Source organism: Massilia genomosp. 1 (assembly GCF_011682185.1).
Classification (GTDB): Bacteria; Pseudomonadota; Gammaproteobacteria; order Burkholderiales; family Burkholderiaceae_D; genus Telluria_A; species Telluria_A rubra.
Window position 1 is genome coordinate 49,492 of sequence record NZ_WHJF01000015.1, and the last position, 15,481, is coordinate 64,972.

The 15,481-nt window shown below is 63.5% G+C and carries 13 protein-coding genes; 3 read left to right on the plus strand and 10 right to left on the minus strand.

What is annotated here, in order from left to right:
• Window positions 1-12 precede the first annotated feature (12 nt).
• Genes F1735_RS08120 through F1735_RS08155 form a run of 8 tightly spaced genes read right to left on the minus strand, consistent with a single transcriptional unit; the run spans window position 13 to window position 10,226 of the window.
• Entirely contained in the window at window positions 13-1,149 is a 1,137-nt protein-coding gene (locus F1735_RS08120) for a deoxyguanosinetriphosphate triphosphohydrolase (RefSeq protein WP_167236460.1), read from the minus strand.
• Between the two features lies 1 nt (window position 1,150).
• Window positions 1,151-2,800: a bifunctional shikimate kinase/3-dehydroquinate synthase AroKB gene (gene aroKB / locus F1735_RS08125; protein WP_167236488.1), complete on the minus strand. Its 1,650-nt coding sequence runs from the start codon at window positions 2,798-2,800 to the stop codon at window positions 1,151-1,153.
• Between the two features lie 29 nt (window positions 2,801-2,829).
• Window positions 2,830-5,019 (minus strand): hypothetical protein, encoded by a 2,190-nt coding sequence (locus F1735_RS08130; protein WP_167236461.1) that lies wholly within the window; start codon window positions 5,017-5,019, stop codon window positions 2,830-2,832.
• Between the two features lie 29 nt (window positions 5,020-5,048).
• Window positions 5,049-7,259 (minus strand): type IV pilus secretin PilQ, encoded by a 2,211-nt coding sequence (gene pilQ, locus F1735_RS08135; protein ID WP_373888484.1) that lies wholly within the window; start codon window positions 7,257-7,259, stop codon window positions 5,049-5,051.
• Window positions 7,256-7,795, minus strand: coding sequence for a pilus assembly protein PilP (locus F1735_RS08140; RefSeq protein ID WP_167236462.1), 540 nt, complete (start codon window positions 7,793-7,795; stop codon window positions 7,256-7,258). Before F1735_RS08140 ends, pilQ begins: the two co-directional genes overlap by 4 nt.
• Window positions 7,792-8,472, minus strand: a complete 681-nt coding sequence (locus F1735_RS08145) for a type 4a pilus biogenesis protein PilO (protein WP_167236463.1) — start codon at window positions 8,470-8,472, stop codon at window positions 7,792-7,794. The genes F1735_RS08140 and F1735_RS08145 overlap by 4 nt, the downstream gene beginning before the upstream one ends.
• 18 nt (window positions 8,473-8,490) lie before the next feature.
• Entirely contained in the window at window positions 8,491-9,153 is a 663-nt protein-coding gene (locus F1735_RS08150; RefSeq protein ID WP_167236464.1) for a PilN domain-containing protein, read from the minus strand.
• Window positions 9,153-10,226, minus strand: coding sequence for a pilus assembly protein PilM (locus F1735_RS08155; protein WP_167236490.1), 1,074 nt, complete (start codon window positions 10,224-10,226; stop codon window positions 9,153-9,155). The genes F1735_RS08150 and F1735_RS08155 overlap by 1 nt, the downstream gene beginning before the upstream one ends.
• 352 nt (window positions 10,227-10,578) lie before the next feature.
• Here F1735_RS08155 and F1735_RS08160 point away from each other — a divergent pair, with 352 nt between their 5' ends.
• Entirely contained in the window at window positions 10,579-12,921 is a 2,343-nt protein-coding gene (locus F1735_RS08160; RefSeq protein WP_167236465.1) for a penicillin-binding protein 1A, read from the plus strand.
• 193 nt (window positions 12,922-13,114) lie between these two features.
• On the opposite strand, the gene cyaY is transcribed toward F1735_RS08160, so the two are convergent.
• Entirely contained in the window at window positions 13,115-13,444 is a 330-nt protein-coding gene (cyaY, locus tag F1735_RS08165; RefSeq protein ID WP_167236466.1) for an iron donor protein CyaY, read from the minus strand.
• A gap of 41 nt (window positions 13,445-13,485) precedes the next feature.
• Between cyaY and lptM the strand changes: the two genes are divergently transcribed.
• Window positions 13,486-13,659 carry an LPS translocon maturation chaperone LptM gene (gene lptM, locus F1735_RS08170; protein WP_167236415.1) on the plus strand — a complete coding sequence of 58 codons (174 nt, stop codon included), beginning with the start codon at window positions 13,486-13,488 and terminating at the stop codon, window positions 13,657-13,659.
• Between the two features lie 17 nt (window positions 13,660-13,676).
• Window positions 13,677-14,954 carry a diaminopimelate decarboxylase gene (gene lysA, locus F1735_RS08175; RefSeq protein WP_167236467.1) on the plus strand — a complete coding sequence of 426 codons (1,278 nt, stop codon included), beginning with the start codon at window positions 13,677-13,679 and terminating at the stop codon, window positions 14,952-14,954.
• A 268-nt stretch (window positions 14,955-15,222) separates the two neighbouring features.
• Here lysA and F1735_RS08180 read toward each other — a convergent pair whose 3' ends face one another.
• A complete protein-coding gene (locus F1735_RS08180) occupies window positions 15,223-15,474 on the minus strand; it encodes an Rpn family recombination-promoting nuclease/putative transposase (RefSeq protein ID WP_167236468.1) in 252 nt (83 codons plus the stop codon).
• Window positions 15,475-15,481 lie beyond the last annotated feature (7 nt).

The following is a 15,481-nucleotide window of genomic DNA, read 5'->3' on the forward strand; positions in this document are numbered from 1 at the left end:
CTATAGATCCGACTACAGATCGTCGAGCGAGAAGATACGCCGGTGTTCGCGGATCGCGTAGCGGTCGGTCATGCCGGCGATATAGTCGGCGATCTTGCGCGCCTGCTTTGTGAGATCCCCGCCAGCCAACTGGTAATCGGGCGGCAGCAAGACCGGTTCGGCCATGAAGGCGTCGAACAGTTCGCGCACGATGCGGCTCGCTTTCACGCGCATCCGGTTGACCTTGAAATGGCGGTACAGATTGGCGCGCAGGAAGCGCTTGAGTTCCGTCGCATCCTTGCGCATCGGGTCGGAAAAGCGGATCAGCGGGCCGCTGGCGCGCACCGCATCGAGGTTGGCCGGCGCGGCTTCGGCCAGCAGCACGCCGGACGTTTCGATCAGGTCGTCGGCCAGCACGGTGATCAGGCGGCGCAAGGTTTCGTAGATGGCGCGCCGGCCCGACAAGCCCGGATAGGCCTTTTGCACATCGTGCCAGCGGCGCGCGAAAAAATCGACCTCCTCCAGCTGCGCGATCGTGATCAGCCCTGAGCGCAAGCCATCGTCGATATCGTGGCTGTTGTAGGCGATTTCGTCGGCCAGGTTGGTCAACTGCGCTTCCAGCGAGGGCTCGGTACGGTCGATGAAGCGCTGCGCCACGGGGCCGAGCAGTTTGGCGTTGGCCAGCGAGCAGTGCTTGAGGATGCCCTCGCGCGTATCGAACATCAGGTTCAGGCCGTCGAAGGCGCCGTAGTGCTCTTCGAGTTCGTCGACCACGCGCAGGCTTTGCAGGTTGTGTTCGAAACCGCCGTGCTCGCGCATGCATTCGTTGAGCACATCCTGGCCCACGTGGCCGAACGGCGTGTGGCCCAGGTCATGCGCCAGCGCGAGCGCTTCGACCAGGTCTTCGTTCAGGCGCAGGTTGCGCGCCATGGAACGGCCGACCTGCGCCACCTCCAGGCTGTGCGTGAGGCGCGTGCGGAACATGTCGCCCTCGTGATTGAGGAAGACCTGGGTCTTGTATTCGAGCCGGCGGAAGGCCGAGCAGTGGATGATGCGGTCGCGGTCGCGCTGGAACTGGCTGCGCGACGCATGCGACGTTTCGGGATGGCGCCGGCCGCGCGCCGTCTCCGAATGCACGGCGTACGGGGCGAGGTGGGCGTCCGGGTTCATGTCAGCCGACGCAGGCGGCCAGGGTGGCCAGCAGTTGCTCGCGCGGGGCGCTGGTGATGTTCGGGCTGCCCAGGGGCTTCATCAGGATGAACTTGATGGCGCCGCCTTCGTTTTTCTTGTCCACTTCCATCAGTTCGAGCCAGCGCTCGGCGCCGAGGTCGGGCGCCACGGTCGGCAGGCCGGCGGCGGCCACCAGCGCGCGCATGCGCGCCACGGTGGCCGCGTCGACCAGTCCCAGGCGGTGCGACAGGTCGGCCGCCATGACCATGCCGCAACCGACCGCTTCGCCGTGCAGCCAGGCGCCGTAGCCCATGCCCGCTTCGATCGCGTGACCAAAAGTGTGGCCGAAATTGAGGATGGCGCGCAGGCCGCCCTCGCGTTCATCCTGGCGCACCACCTCGGCCTTGATTTCGCAGGAGCGCGAGATGGCGTGCGCCAGCGCGTGCTGGTCGCGCGCCATCAGCTTGCCGATGTTCGCTTCGATCCAGTCGAAAAACGCGGCATCGATGATGGCGCCATGCTTGATCACTTCGGCCAGGCCGGCCGACAGTTCGCGCGGCGCCAGGGTGTCGAGCGAGGCGGTATCGGCCAGCACGGCGCGCGGCTGGTAAAAGGCGCCGATCATGTTCTTGCCCAGCGGGTGGTTGATGCCGGTCTTGCCGCCGACCGAGGAGTCGACCTGCGCGAGCAAGGTGGTCGGCATCTGCACGAAGGGCACGCCGCGCATGTAACTGGCGGCGGCATACCCGGTCAGGTCGCCGATCACGCCGCCGCCCAGGGCCACCATGGTGGTCTTGCGGTCGCACTTGTGCTCGAGCAGGGCGTCGAAGATGGTCATCAGGCTGTCCCAGCTCTTGAACTGTTCGCCGTCGGGCAGGACGATTTCGAGCACATCGCGCCCCGCAGCGCGCAGCGGCGCGGCCACGCGCTCGAGGTACAGCGGGGCCACGGTGGTGTTGGTCACGATGGCGACCTTGCGCCCGGCGATATGACGCTCGAGCAGGGCCGGGTCGGACAGCACGCCGGCGCCGATGGTGATCGGGTAACTGCGTTCGCCCAGCTCGACATTGAGGAAGATCCGGGATGGTTCGGTGTTCGCTTGTTGCGATACTGCTGATGCGTTCGATGGTGGCATATGAGACCCGCGCGCTGTTCTCGCGGCGGCTGGGCCGAGCGCGGACAGTTGCGTCAGAATTGTTTGGACCATCGATTGTACGTTAGGTCGGCCCGTGTCGATCACCAGGTCGGCAATCTCGCGGTACAGCGGCTCGCGCTGGGCCGTCAATTCTTCGAGTTTCCTGCGGGGGTCGGCCGTTTGCAGCAAGGGCCGGCTTTTGTCGTGGGTGGTGCGCAGCATGATGCTGTTGACGCTGGCGCGCAGGTAAACCACGCGGCCACGTTGTTTCAGATAGGCGCGGCTGGCGGGGTCGAGCACGGCCCCGCCGCCGGTGGCGAGGACGAGTCCGTCCTGCGCCGTCAGGTCACGGATGACCTCAGCCTCACGGCGACGAAAACTCGCCTCGCCTTCGATTTCGAAAATCCACGGGATGGTTGCGCCCGTACGGGCCTCGATCTCGTGGTCGGAATCGACAAAGCGTTTACCAAGCTTCCTGGCGAGAATACGGCCGATGGTGGTTTTTCCCGCCCCCATCAGCCCTACCAGGAAGATGTTGTCCGACTTCAAGGAGCTGCCGGACCCGACCTAAAGCCTACTGCGCTGCTTTTGCCGCGCGGCGTCGTCGCCTTGATGGAGAACTCGCCAGGGGCACAGCTCGTTTCAGCCTTGATGTTGACCCAGTGCTCGGTGCCGCCCAGGCGGTTGGTCGAGCCAACCAGGTTTGGCGAGACGGTTTGCGGCTGGACCTTGTCCGAATCGCCGGCGCTGACCGCGGTGTCTTTTGGCAGCGGGTTGTTATTGACGTCGACGATGCGGAAGAACAAGAGCTGGTTCGAGCAACCGGCACCGCTCAGGCCAGCAATGACATTCAACGGGCCATCGGCCAAGGTCCAGTCGCGCAGGGTGCCATCTTCATTGCGGTACTGGCGGATGAAGGTCGGATCATCGCCGCTGAAGACGATTTCGGCCTCGCGCCAGATGTAATTCAAGCCCCACTGCTGGTTGCCTGCGGCGCTGTAGGCGGTGCGATTGTAAGGGAACGGCAGATCGCCAATGGCGCTGTTGTATTCTCTTCCAGTTTTACCAGTCCTGATGAGCGTGTTGCCCCCTGGATTGCCGCGGATGACTGCATGCTCGCCGGTGTTGAGGAACGGATCGCCCTGGTCGCTGAAGGTTTCGCCGGTGGTCAGCGTGCAGCTGTCGACCAGCGGACGGTACGGGGTTGGGTCGGAAGGATTGACCAGGATCGGCTGTTTGCAGCTGTACAGGCCATCGCCATTGGTGTCGATAAAGTTTTCAATACCCTGGACGTAGGCCAGCACGGTCACGCGCCCATTGACGGGACGGAAAGCCTGGCTCTTGAGTTCGACCGTGCAACCGCCATCCTTGGTTTTGCAACCGCCTTGACTCGGGGTGGCGATGGCGCCGCCTTCTGTGACGAAATTGACAGCGGTGTCGTCGGAGATCGGATTGCCGTACTGGTCGGCCATCAGGACGGTGACCTTGGCAATTGAATTATCGAAGTTCAGGCCGTCGATATTGTAGCTGTCGGAGCTGAGCGACATCGATTTCTGGATCGGCAGGCCGGTCGAAATGATCAGGCTGTCGGACAGGCCGCTGATGGTGGTGCCGTTGCGCGTCGCTTGGGCAACCACGCGCACCGGCGTCGGGATCGTGCCCGAGGCGACGGTGGTGGTGACCGCGCCGGTGGCGTCGGAAGTGGCCTTGGCCGGTTGCACGATCAGGCCGCCGGTGGTGGTGGTCGCGGTGAAGGTCACGTCCACGCCCGGCAAGCCGATACTGTTCTGGTCGAGCACGCGGAAAGTCAGGATGGCCGATTCCTTGCGGCCCAGGCCGCCGGAGCCGCGCAGGACGATCGCGCTGCCCTGCAAGTCCGAACCGACGAACTGGATGGTGCCGATGTTCGCCTTGCCCACATTGATGTTGACTGTCTGGTTGAAATTGCCGAGCGACACAGTGATGGTGTCGGTCACGCGCAGGCAACCCTTGTTGGTGTAGGTGACCGATTGCACGCCTTTGTCCAGCGCGCCCAGCACCAGGCTGGCGGTGCCGTCGTTACTGCACAGGGAATTGATGGTCAGGCCCGGTGCGGTGGTGGCAGCGACGTTGCCGGTGGTGATAGGAATCTGCAGCAAGGCGGTGCCGAAGGCCGGCAGGATCGCGCCGTCTTTGCGTTCCGGCACGAAGTCGATCTTGCCGAGCGTCAGCGGGGCCGCGCCGACGGCCAGGTTGATCCCGCCAGTGACCGCTTTACCGCCGGCAACGGCGCTAGCGGCGATATTGACAGCGCCGGCCGACGTGACGCTGGCCGGCTTGACGGTAATGACCGCCACGCCCGAGGCGTCGGTCAGTGCCGAGCCCGACACTGGCGTGAATTGCAGCAAGGTCTCATCGGTAGTGAATTTCACGACCTCGTTCACGGCGGCGTTGCCCTTGGCGTCGAGCACGGTGACCTTCACCTGGCCCGCCTGACCACCCGACAGGGTGGTGATCGCGGTACCGCCGGCGTCGACCAGTTGCACGGTCATTTTCGGCTCGGCCGGCACCACTGGCGTGGTCGGCGTACCTGGGTTGGTACCCGGGGTCGGGGTGGTGGTGCCGGGCGTGGTCGAGCTCGTTCCGCCAGGGCTGCCTCCGCCGCCGCCACAGGCCGCCAGGGCCGTGGCCACGGAGACGCAGGTCAGCAAGCGGACCGGATTCGCAAAAGCGCGTTGTAAATAAGTGGGCAGCATGTTAATTCCTGATTAAATGTATTCGGGTGTTAGCGCGTCGACAGGCGATCTGCGACGATTTTCGGGGTGATGAAGACCAGCAGTTCGGTCTTGGTGCTGGTGCGCGCGGTGGTCTTGAACAGATTGCCGAGGACCGGCAGATCGCCCAGCAAAGGCACCTTGGTCACGTTATTGGTTTCGGCTTGCTGGTAAATACCGCCCAGTACGACCGTACCACCGTTTTCGACCATCACCTTGGTTTGCACGTGCTGGGTGTTGATCGCAAAGCCCGCGCGCGTTTCATCGCCCTTGGTATCTTTGTTGACGTTCACTTCCAGCACGACGTTGCCGTCAGGCGTGATCTGCGGGGTCACTTCGAGGCGCAGGTTGGCTTTCTTCCACTCGATCGAGGTGGCGCCGCTGCTGGTCGATTTTTCGTACGGCAGTTCGATACCCTGCTCGATCACGGCCACGTTCTTGTCTTCCGTCACGACGCGCGGGCTGGAAATGATCTTGCCCTTGCCATCCGCTTCCAGCGCCGACAGTTCCAGGTTCAGGAAACGGTTCGAGGCGGCCGAGAACAGGCTGGCGGCCAGCGACGCGGCCGGGTTGCCGCCGATGTTGGCCGCAGGCAGGTTCAGCATGGTGGTATTGGTGTAGCCATCGCCCTTGTCCGGGGTCTGGCCGGTGACCTGGCCGATGCCGACCAGGTTGCCGCCGATGGCAACACGTTCGTTGCCGCGATACGCATAGCCGGAATTGCCGCCGCGCAGGGTGCGCAAGTCGGCAAAGCCGATCTTGGCGCCCAGGTTGCGGGAAAAACCGTCATTGGCTTCGACCAGGCGCGCTTCGATCAGCACTTGCTTGGCAGCGACGTCGGTTTTCTGGATCAGCTTGCGCAAGTCTTCCAGTTTCGAGGAAATGTCGGTAATGAACAACTGGTTGGTGCGCGGGTCGATCACGGCGCTGCCGCGTTTCGACAGCACGCGTGCGCGGTTCTCGCCGCCGCCATCTTCCTTTTGCGAACCGTCGGCATTGAGGCCGAACACGGTGCGGAAGGCTTCGGCCTTCTGGTAGTTAAGCTGGAAGATTTCCGACTTGAGCGGCTCGAGATCGGCGATCTGGGCGCGCTGTTCGAGTTCCAGCTTTTCCTTGGTCAGCAGTTCATCCTTGGGCGCGATCCACAGGACCGAACCGTTCTTGCGCATGTCCAGGCCCTTGGCCTGCAACACCACGTCGAGCGCCTGGTCCCATGGCACTTCTTTCAGGCGCAAGGTCAGGTTGCCGCTGACCGAATCGCTGGTGATGATGTTCAGGCCAGAGATGTCGGCGATCGCTTGCAGCGCCGCGCGCACTTCCACGTTCTGGAAGTTGAACGAGATTTTCTCGCCGCGGTAACCCTGGGTGCCCTGGGTCAGCTTGTTGGCGTCTTCCTTGATCGGCTTGACGTCGATCACCAGTTGGGTATCGCTCTGGTACACGGTCTGTTCCCACAGGCCGCGCGCTTCGACCGTCATGCGCACATTGTCGCCTTGCGTGACAGTGGTGATCTGCGAGACCGGGGTGCCGAAATCGGTCACGTCCAGGCGCCGGCGCAAGGTTTCCGGCAAGCCGGTTTTCATGAAATCGACCACCACGGTGTTGCCGACCTGGCGTACATCGACCGCGACCTGGCTGTTCGGCAGGTCGACCACGACCCGGCCTTCGCCGTTGGCGCCGCGGCGGAAATCGAGGTCGCGCAAGACCTGGCGCCTGGCGCCCTGCGGCACCGGCAGCGGGGCCGAGGAGGACGAGACGCCGTTCAGGACCGGCTGGCCGGCGCTGTCGACGGCCTGGGCCACGCCGCCGGACCCGTCGATGGTGACGATGATCGACTTGCCATCGATGGCGGTGGCGTAGTTGAGCGGACGCTTGAGATTGAGCACCAGGCGTGTGCGGGCGCCGGCCTGGACCACGTTAATGCCGCGCACGTCGGCCAGGTTCACGTCCTGGGCCGTCTTGCCGGTGGCATTGACGGTGGCGCCGAAATCGAGGGCGATGCGGGTCGGATTGGTGATCGAAAAACCGATCGGCAGCTTGGTCGGGGCGTTTTTCATCGCCACGTTCACCACCACGTTCGAGCCCTGCTGGTTGGCCGTGATCGATTCGATCGCGTTCTCTTGCGCCATGGCGCTGTTGGCGCCGAAGGCCAGAGCCAATAATGCGCCCATGCGGATCACCGTGCCCATCAGCGCGGTGCCATTCATTCTCAGTGCGATCATTTCTTCTCCTTACTTTCCTGCAACTCTAGCTTGGTGGGACGTTCGATCCATTCGCCGCCGGCATCCTGGACCGTTTCCTTGATACTGATTGCTTCATCGCTCACGCCGGTGATGATGCCGAAATTCTGGCCCACCCGGTCGCCTGGCTTGACGTGGTACATGGTCTTGTCGATCTGTACCAGCGCATACATGACGCCCTTCGATTTCATGCTGCCCACCATCGACATGGTGTCGAGCGGGAACGCCTCGAGGACTTCTTTAGGCCGGTTGTCGTCCGGCTTGAGCGGGTTGTTGGCGCCCGACGTGCGGGCCAGCTCGGCCAGCAGCTTGTTCGGGTCGTAAGGATCGATCTGGCCGACGGTGCTGTAGGCAAACGGCACGAAGGTGGTCGGCTCGGTCAGCGGCTGGACGTCGACCTTGGTTTCCTTCTTGGTCTGCTCCATCCACTGATTGACTTCCTGGACGTCGCTGTCGCCGCAGCCGGCCAGCAGGCCGGCGCCGATCAGCAGCGCGAGGTAATGGCGTTTGGTGATCATTTGGCTGCCCCCTTGCCGGCCTTGGCCAGCTTGTCGCGGTCCGAGCGGATCTTGCGCTGCGCATTGGCTTCTTCGGGGTCGAGGTAGCGGAAGGTTTTGGCGACCGCTTCGAGCATCAGGCCGCCATCCTTGTTGGCCGACAGCGACATATTGTTGAGCGTGACGATGCGCGGCAGGTTGGCCATGTCGCTGGCGAAGGCGCCAATGTCGTGGTAAGTCCCGGTCACGCGGATATCGATCGGCAGTTCGGCGTAGTAATCGCGCACCACCACCTGGCCCGGCTTGAACAGGTCGAACGACAGGCCGCGGCCGACGCCGGCCTGGTTGATGTCCGACAGCAGGGCCGCCATTTCAGCCTTGCTCGGCAATTGCTTCTGCAGGCGCTCGACGTACTGGTCGACCTGGGCTTTCTGGGCGATCAGGGCCTCAAGGTTGACGGCCTGGGCGATCTTGGTCTTGTACTCGGCCTGCAAGGTCAATTCTTTGGCGGCGAGCGCGTCATATTCTTCGAACTGGGTGCTCCAGTAGAGGAAGTGGCCGCCCGTGATGACAGCCGCCATGACGGCGATACCGCACAGGATGCGCGGCGCGAGCGGCCACTGTCCCGGCGGGCGCTCGCCCAGGTTCTGGAACTGGGAGCTGAACGAGCCCCCCATCGATTTCAAGTCTTTAGTCATTCTTTCAATCCGATCTGGCTAGTGGGCCGCGGGCGCGGGGGCCGCTGGCGCGGGAACGGCCGAACCGGCGGCGACGGCGCCTGCGGCCGGTTTCTGGCCCGGCTTGAGCGCTTCATCCTTCTCGCGCTGGCGCTTGATGAACAGGTTCAGCGTAAACTCGACGACTTTCTTGCCGGTTTTACTCTGCGCCAGTTGCGCCGCGCGCACCTCGGTCAGGTCGGGACGCTCGAGCCACGGCGAATTGCCGGCGATATTGCGCAGCAATTCGGCCACCCGTTCCTGCGACTGGGCGTAGCCGCCCACGGTGACGCGCTGGCCTTCCTGCTTGAACGTCTTGAGGTACACACCCTGCGGCGTCTGCCTGACCAGTTCGTCGAGCAGGTAGACCGGCTGGTTGCGCTCGCCCTGCAAGTCTTCGACCGCCTGCTGGCGCGCCTTGAGCGCTTCGATTTCCTGTTTCAGGTTGGCGATTTCGACGATCTTCTTGTCGAGTTCGACGATGGCCGCGACAAACGCGCCATTGCGCCCTTCCTGGATCGAAATGCGGCGCGCGTTATAGCCGCCGACAGCGATCACGACCAGCACGCCGAGCACGGCCGACAAGGCCATCAGGGCGATAAAGGCGCTCTTCTTTTGCTTGCGCTTTTCTTCCCGGTGGGGAAGCAGGTTAATTTTAATCATCAGCCAAACCTCCGCAGTGCCAGCCCGCAGGCGACAAGGTAGGCGGGAGCCTCGCTGCGCAGCTGCTGCTCGCGCACGGACGGACCGAGCGACATGCCCTTGAAGGGCGAGACCACCGCGCTGGAAATCTTGGTGCGGCTGGCCACGATGTCGAGCAGGCCGGGAATGAGCGCGCAGCCGCCGGCCAGGAACAGCTGGTCGACCCGCGTGTAGGGCGTCGAGGTGTAGAAGAACTGGATCGCGCGGGTCACTTCGAGCGCCGCGTTTTCCAGGAAGGGAGCGAGCAGGTCGGCCTGGAAGTTGTCGGGCAGGTCGCCCGCTTTCTTCTTGGCGTCGGCTTCGTCGAAGGACAAGCCGTACGAGCGCACGATATCCTGGGTCAGCTGGTTGCCGCCGAAGGGTTGCTCGCGCTCATAGATGGTCTCGCCGTTGAGCATGACCGAAATATGCGTGACCTGGGCGCCGATCTGGAACAGCGCCACGATCTGGCCTTCGGAACCCTTCATCTGCGAGGTCACCCGTTCGAGCGCGGCGCGGGCGGCGTACGATTCGATGTCCATCACCACCGCGGTCAGGCCGGCCGCTTCGGCGATCGCCACGCGGTCCTCGACCTTTTCCTTGCGCGAGGCGGCCAGCATGACGTCGATGTCGTCGACCGAATTGGCGGCCGGTCCGATCACGTCGAAGTCGAGGCTGACCTCGTCGAGCGCGAAGGGAATATACTGGCTTGCTTCAGACTCGACCTGGATCTCGAGCTGGTCTTCGGACATGCCGGCCGGCAAGATGATCTTTTTGGTGATCACCGAGGCCGGCGGCATGCCGAGCGCGACCAGCTTGACGCGGGTGCCGCTTTTCTTCCAGACGCGGCGCACCGCCTCCGAGACCTGCTCGATATTTTCGATATTGCCGTCGACGACCGCGCCACGCGGGAACGGTTCGGACGCATAGCGTTCGAGGCGCAGCTCGTTTTTGCCGACCACGACCAGCTCCACCAGGCGCACGCCCGACGTGCTGATGTCCAGGCCGAGCAACGGCGGGCTGGATTGACCGAACAAGGAACCTAAATTGACCATCAAGACCGTACTCCCTTACCTACCTATAATCAATGCTTACGCTGCAAAACGGGCCTTGCAGAACCAAAAATGAAGTGCCCGACGCGGGGGAATTTGCTACAAAACCGCCATTTAGCATCTATACATAAGGCAGTACATTAAATCGTAGCAATAAGCGTGATCCCATGTAAAGGTATTTCTGTTTTGAAATTTTATGCCTGTGGGCTGGAATACGACACTCTGTGAACTGCTCGCCATCACAGTTGTCGGAGGGGTACAAATGTTCCTAAAGGCAAGTACTCGGCAGGCTGCCGCAGGCAGTGGCGGTGCATTATAATGAGGGGCACCCATAAAAGCGAAAGATTCGACCCGCATGAGCCCTTCCAGAACGGACGCCAGCAACACCTCCCCCGCGCGCAAGCGCTCGCCCAAGCGACTGTTGTTAATTGTCCTCGGGAGCCTGGTCGGCACGGCCCTGGTGGGCTTGCTGATCGTGGTCTTCGCGCTGGCCATGGCGTACCCGAATCTGCCGCAACTCGACACCCTGACCGACTATCGTCCGAAAATGCCTTTGCGGATTTTTTCGGCCGATAATGTGCTCATCGGCGAGTTCGGCGAAGAACGCCGCAACCTGGTGCATATCAAGGATATTCCCGAGATCATGAAGAAGGCGGTGCTGGCGATCGAAGACGACCGCTTCTACCAGCACGGCGGGGTCGACTACACCGGCATCCTGCGCGCGGCCGTGCATAACGCCACCGGCGGGGCCAAGCAGGGCGCCTCGACCATCACCCAGCAGGTGGCGCGCAATTTCTTCCTCTCGAGCGAGCAAACGCTCAAGCGCAAGGCCTATGAAGTGCTGCTGGCCTGGAAGATCGAGCAAAGCCTGACCAAGGACCAGATCCTCGAGGTCTACATGAACCAGATCTACCTGGGCCAGCGCGCCTACGGTTTCGCCTCGGCGGCGCAGATCTACTTCGGCAAGAACCTGAAAGACATCACCGTGGCCGAAGCGGCCATGCTGGCCGGCCTGCCCAAGGCGCCGTCGGCCTACAATCCGGTGGTCAACCCGAAACGCGCGCGCACGCGCCAGCAATACATCCTGCAGCGCATGCACATGCTGGGCTACATCACCCCGGCCCAGTTCGAAACGGCCAAGGCCGAGAACTTGCGCATCAAGTCCGACAGCAGCGAATTCGGGGTGCATGCCGAATACGTGGCCGAAATGGCGCGCCAGTTGGTGTACGAGCAATTCAAGGAAGAAACCTACACGCGCGGCCTGAACGTCTTCACCACCGTCACCAAGGCCGACCAGGATGCAGCCTACCTGGCCCTGCGGCGCGGCGTGATGGACTACGAGAAGCGCCATCCCTACCGCGGCCCGGAAGCGTATATCGACATTCCCAAGTCCAAGGAAGAAGCCGACGAAGCGATCGAAAACGAACTGGCCGAGCATCCCGACAGCGACGACATCATCGCCGCCATGGTGCTCGACGCGACGCCCACCGGCATCACGGCGGTGACCGCCTCGGGCGAGGAAGTCAAGATCAGCGGTCCGGGCCTGGCATTCGCCCAGGGCTGGTTATCGAGCAAGGCCGCGGCCAACCGGCGGGTCAAGCGCGGCGCCGTGATCCGCATCAGCCAGGATGGCGGGACCGCCTGGTCGGTCACGCAGATGCCGCAGATCGAATCGGCGTTTGTCGCGGCCGACACCACCGACGGCGCGATCCGCGCGCTGGTGGGCGGCTTCGACTACAACCGCAACAAGTTCAACCACGTCACCCAGGCCTGGCGCCAGCCCGGTTCCTCGTTCAAGCCCTTCATCTACTCGGCCTCGCTCGAGCGCGGGCTGTCGCCGGCGACCATCATCAATGACGCCCCGATCTCGTTCGACGCCGGCCAGACCGGCGGCCAGGCCTGGGAGCCGAAGAATTACGACAGCAAGTACGAAGGACCGATGACCATGCGGCGCGGGCTGACCAAGTCGAAGAACATGATTTCGATCCGCATCCTCAACAAGATCGGCGCCAAGTACGGCCAGGAATACGCGACCCGCTTCGGCTTCGAGGCCGAGAAAAACCCGCCCTACCTGACCCTGGCGCTCGGTTCCGGCTCGACCACGCCGCTGCAACTGGCCGGCGCCTACGCGGTGTTCGCCAACGGTGGTTTCCGGGTCAGTCCCTACCTGATCTCGAAAGTTACCGACAGCAACGGCAAAGTCCTCTCGCAAGCCACGCCGGACAAGGCCGGCAATGAGGAAAACCGGGTGATCGATGCGCGCAATGCCTTCCTGGTCGACAGCATGCTCAAGGACGTGGTGCGCTACGGCACCGCCACCAAGGCACTGGTGCTCAAACGCACCGACGTGTCGGGTAAAACCGGCACCACCAACGATTCGATCGATGCCTGGTTCGCCGGTTACACGCCGAAACTGGTGGGGATCGCCTGGATCGGCTACGACCAGCCGAAGAACCTGGGCAACAAGGAAACCGGCGGTGGACTGGCCCTGCCGATCTGGATCGGCTTCATGCAAAAGGCGCTCAAGGGCGTGCCGAACGAGGAACGGGTGGTGCCCGAAGGGCTGGTGATGTCCGGCGACGACTATTACTATGCCGAGAATCCGCCCGGCACGGGAGTGCAGAGCCTCGACATCGGCGCGCGCGGCACGCCGGCCGAGGAAAAGGTCAAGGACGCGGTCAAGAACGAGCTGTTCTGACGCAGGCAAGGCGGACGCGGTGTAAAACCGGACAAGCGGGGTCTGACCCCAAGCAGCAACACCGGGGTCTGACCCTAATGGCCTTAAGTTAAGCGGCTTTCTGGCCACAAACCTAAAAACCGTCTTTCCCGCGCAGGCGGGAAAGACGGAGCTTAAGTTAACGCCATTAGGGGCTGACCCCGCTTGTCCGGTTTTACACCAGCGTGACCGTGGCGCCGCCCTGGGCGCTGGCCAGCTCGGAGAGCGCGGCGAACAGTTCGCTGCCGTCGCGCGTGTTGATCCAGGCGCCGCCCTCGCGCTTGTAGTGGAAGCCGCCCGACTTGGCCGCCACCCACAGTTCCTGCATCGGGGCCTGGCTGTTGACGATGATCTTGCTGCCGTTGTCGATGAATTCGATCTCCAGCACATTGCCGCTGCGCTTGCACTCGACATCGATGACATCCTCGTCGTTCAGCCGGTCCATCGCCTCTTCGATCGTGTTCAAGGTCGCTTCGGCCAGGTCCAAAAATTCTTTTTCGCTCATGCTACACTCCAGGGTCTGCCAATCAAACCGTGATTCTAATCGTGAAGTCTTCATCCGCGCTCAATATCGGCATCGCCGCCGTGGTCTTTGGCTTGCTGGCAGGCTGCGGCCAGGCCGGCCCGCTGTACCTGCCCAAGCCACCGGCCAAGCCCGCTGCATCTGCTGCGGCGGCCGCCCCGCTGCCACCACCGCCAGCCACCCCGGCTGCTGAATAACCCTTCCCCCTCACACCATGTCGCATTTCTTTCATCTGGACGGCGTCCTGCACGCCGAAAGCACCCCCCTGTCCCGCATCGCCGAGCAGTTCGGCACGCCGACCTATGTGTATTCGAAAGCGGCATTGCTGGAGAACTTCGACGCCTTCGCCGACGCTTGCGCCGGGCGCGACGCGCTGGTTTGCTATGCCATGAAAGCCAATTCGAACCTGGCCATTCTCGACCTGCTGGCGCGCCGCGGCGCCGGCTTCGACATCGTTTCGGGCGGCGAACTGCTGCGCGTGATCGGCGCCGGCGGCGATCCGGCCAAGGTGATTTTTTCCGGGGTCGGCAAGAGCGCCGACGAAATGCGCCTGGCGCTGTCGCACGACATCCTGTGCTTTAACGTCGAGTCGATTCCCGAACTGCACCGTTTGAACGAGGTGGCCGGCGCCATGGGCAAACAGGCGCGCGTCTCGCTGCGCGTGAACCCGAACGTCGACGCCAAGACCCATCCGTACATCGCCACCGGGCTGAAAGCGAACAAGTTCGGCGTCGCGTTCGACGATGCGCTGGCCACCTACCGCAACGCGGCCGCCCTGCCGCACCTGACCCCGGTCGGCATCGATTGCCACATCGGCTCGCAACTGCTGGACGACGCGCCGCTGCTCGAAGCGCTCGACAAGCTGATCGAACTGGTCGACGCGCTGGGCGCCGAAGGCATCGTGCTCGAGCACCTCGACATGGGCGGCGGCATCGGCATCAACTACGGCGGCGCCGGCGAGGCCGCCCCGGTGCCGGTGGCCGATTACCTGGGCCGCGTGTTCGCGCGCATCGATGCCTGGCGCGCGGCCAGCCATGGCGGTGTGCCGATCAAGGTGATTTTCGAGCCGGGCCGCGCCATCGTGGGCGACACCGGGGTGCTGCTGACCCGCGTGGAGTTCCTCAAGCCTGGCGCCGAAAAGAATTTCTGCATCGTCGACGCCGCCATGAACGACCTGATGCGCCCGGCCCTGTACCAGGCCTGGATGGATGTGCAACAGGTCCGGGCCGGCACGACGCCGGCGCTCAGCTACGATGTGGTCGGGCCGGTGTGCGAGTCGGGCGACTGGCTGGCGCGCGCGCGCGACCTGAGCGTGGAACAGGGCGACCTGCTGGCGATCATGCAGGCCGGCGCCTATGGGTTTACGATGTCGTCGAATTACAACACGCGCGGCCGCGCCGCCGAAGTCATGGTCGATGGCGACTCGGTGCATCTGGTGCGCCGGCGCGAAGAGCCGGCCGAGCTGTTCGCGCTCGAATCGATGCTCAAGTAAAGCGCGCGGCGGCGCCTAGACGGGCGCCGCCGCGGCGCCGAACAAGGCCGCCAGGCTGGGCGCGCTCAGAGCAGGCTCGATCCACGTTTCCAGTTCGTCTTGCGTGGCCCGCAGGGCCATGACTTGCCCTTCCGCCCTGCCTCCGCCCTGCCAGCGCCGCCGGGTCCAGGCGCTGCTGGTCGATCAGCACGTAGCGCTGCGATGGCTGCAGAGCGGCCAGCCCGGCGGGTGCTTCCATCAGCAACTCCGCCAGATCCATGCTGGCATTTTAGCGCGGTCCGCCGTTGTACAGCACCAGCGGCAACAGCGGCGGCAAGCGCAATCCCGGCGACAGTTCGTGGCGCTTGACCAGATCCTGGCACAGCAGGCCGACGTAGGTCGGCATGCGCAGCGCCATCGAGCGGTCCACGCCAGACTGGCATTCGAGCAGGATGTCAACGTACAAAAACTCGTCGCCGAGCTGCACGCGCCAGACAAGGTCACCCTGGCGTGCCGACGGGTGGCGGCGGTCATGGGGCATTCTCGCC

What these genes read in the sequence shown, in the direction of transcription:
- lysA (WP_167236467.1), top strand. Translation starts at nt 13,677, where the DNA reads ATGTCGCATTTCTTTCATCTGGACGGCGTCCTGCACGCCGAAAGCACC.
- F1735_RS08140 (WP_167236462.1), bottom strand. Translation starts at nt 7,795, where the DNA reads ATGATCACCAAACGCCATTACCTCGCGCTGCTGATCGGCGCCGGCCTG.
- F1735_RS08150 (WP_167236464.1), bottom strand. Translation starts at nt 9,153, where the DNA reads ATGATTAAAATTAACCTGCTTCCCCACCGGGAAGAAAAGCGCAAGCAA.
- pilQ (WP_373888484.1), bottom strand. Translation starts at nt 7,259, where the DNA reads ATGATCGCACTGAGAATGAATGGCACCGCGCTGATGGGCACGGTGATC.
- F1735_RS08155 (WP_167236490.1), bottom strand. Translation starts at nt 10,226, where the DNA reads ATGGTCAATTTAGGTTCCTTGTTCGGTCAATCCAGCCCGCCGTTGCTC.
- F1735_RS08145 (WP_167236463.1), bottom strand. Translation starts at nt 8,472, where the DNA reads ATGACTAAAGACTTGAAATCGATGGGGGGCTCGTTCAGCTCCCAGTTC.
- cyaY (WP_167236466.1), bottom strand. Translation starts at nt 13,444, where the DNA reads ATGAGCGAAAAAGAATTTTTGGACCTGGCCGAAGCGACCTTGAACACG.
- aroKB (WP_167236488.1), bottom strand. Translation starts at nt 2,800, where the DNA reads ATGGGGGCGGGAAAAACCACCATCGGCCGTATTCTCGCCAGGAAGCTT.
- F1735_RS08120 (WP_167236460.1), bottom strand. Translation starts at nt 1,149, where the DNA reads ATGAACCCGGACGCCCACCTCGCCCCGTACGCCGTGCATTCGGAGACG.
- F1735_RS08180 (WP_167236468.1), bottom strand. Translation starts at nt 15,474, where the DNA reads ATGCCCCATGACCGCCGCCACCCGTCGGCACGCCAGGGTGACCTTGTC.
- F1735_RS08160 (WP_167236465.1), top strand. Translation starts at nt 10,579, where the DNA reads ATGAGCCCTTCCAGAACGGACGCCAGCAACACCTCCCCCGCGCGCAAG.
- F1735_RS08130 (WP_167236461.1), bottom strand. Translation starts at nt 5,019, where the DNA reads ATGCTGCCCACTTATTTACAACGCGCTTTTGCGAATCCGGTCCGCTTG.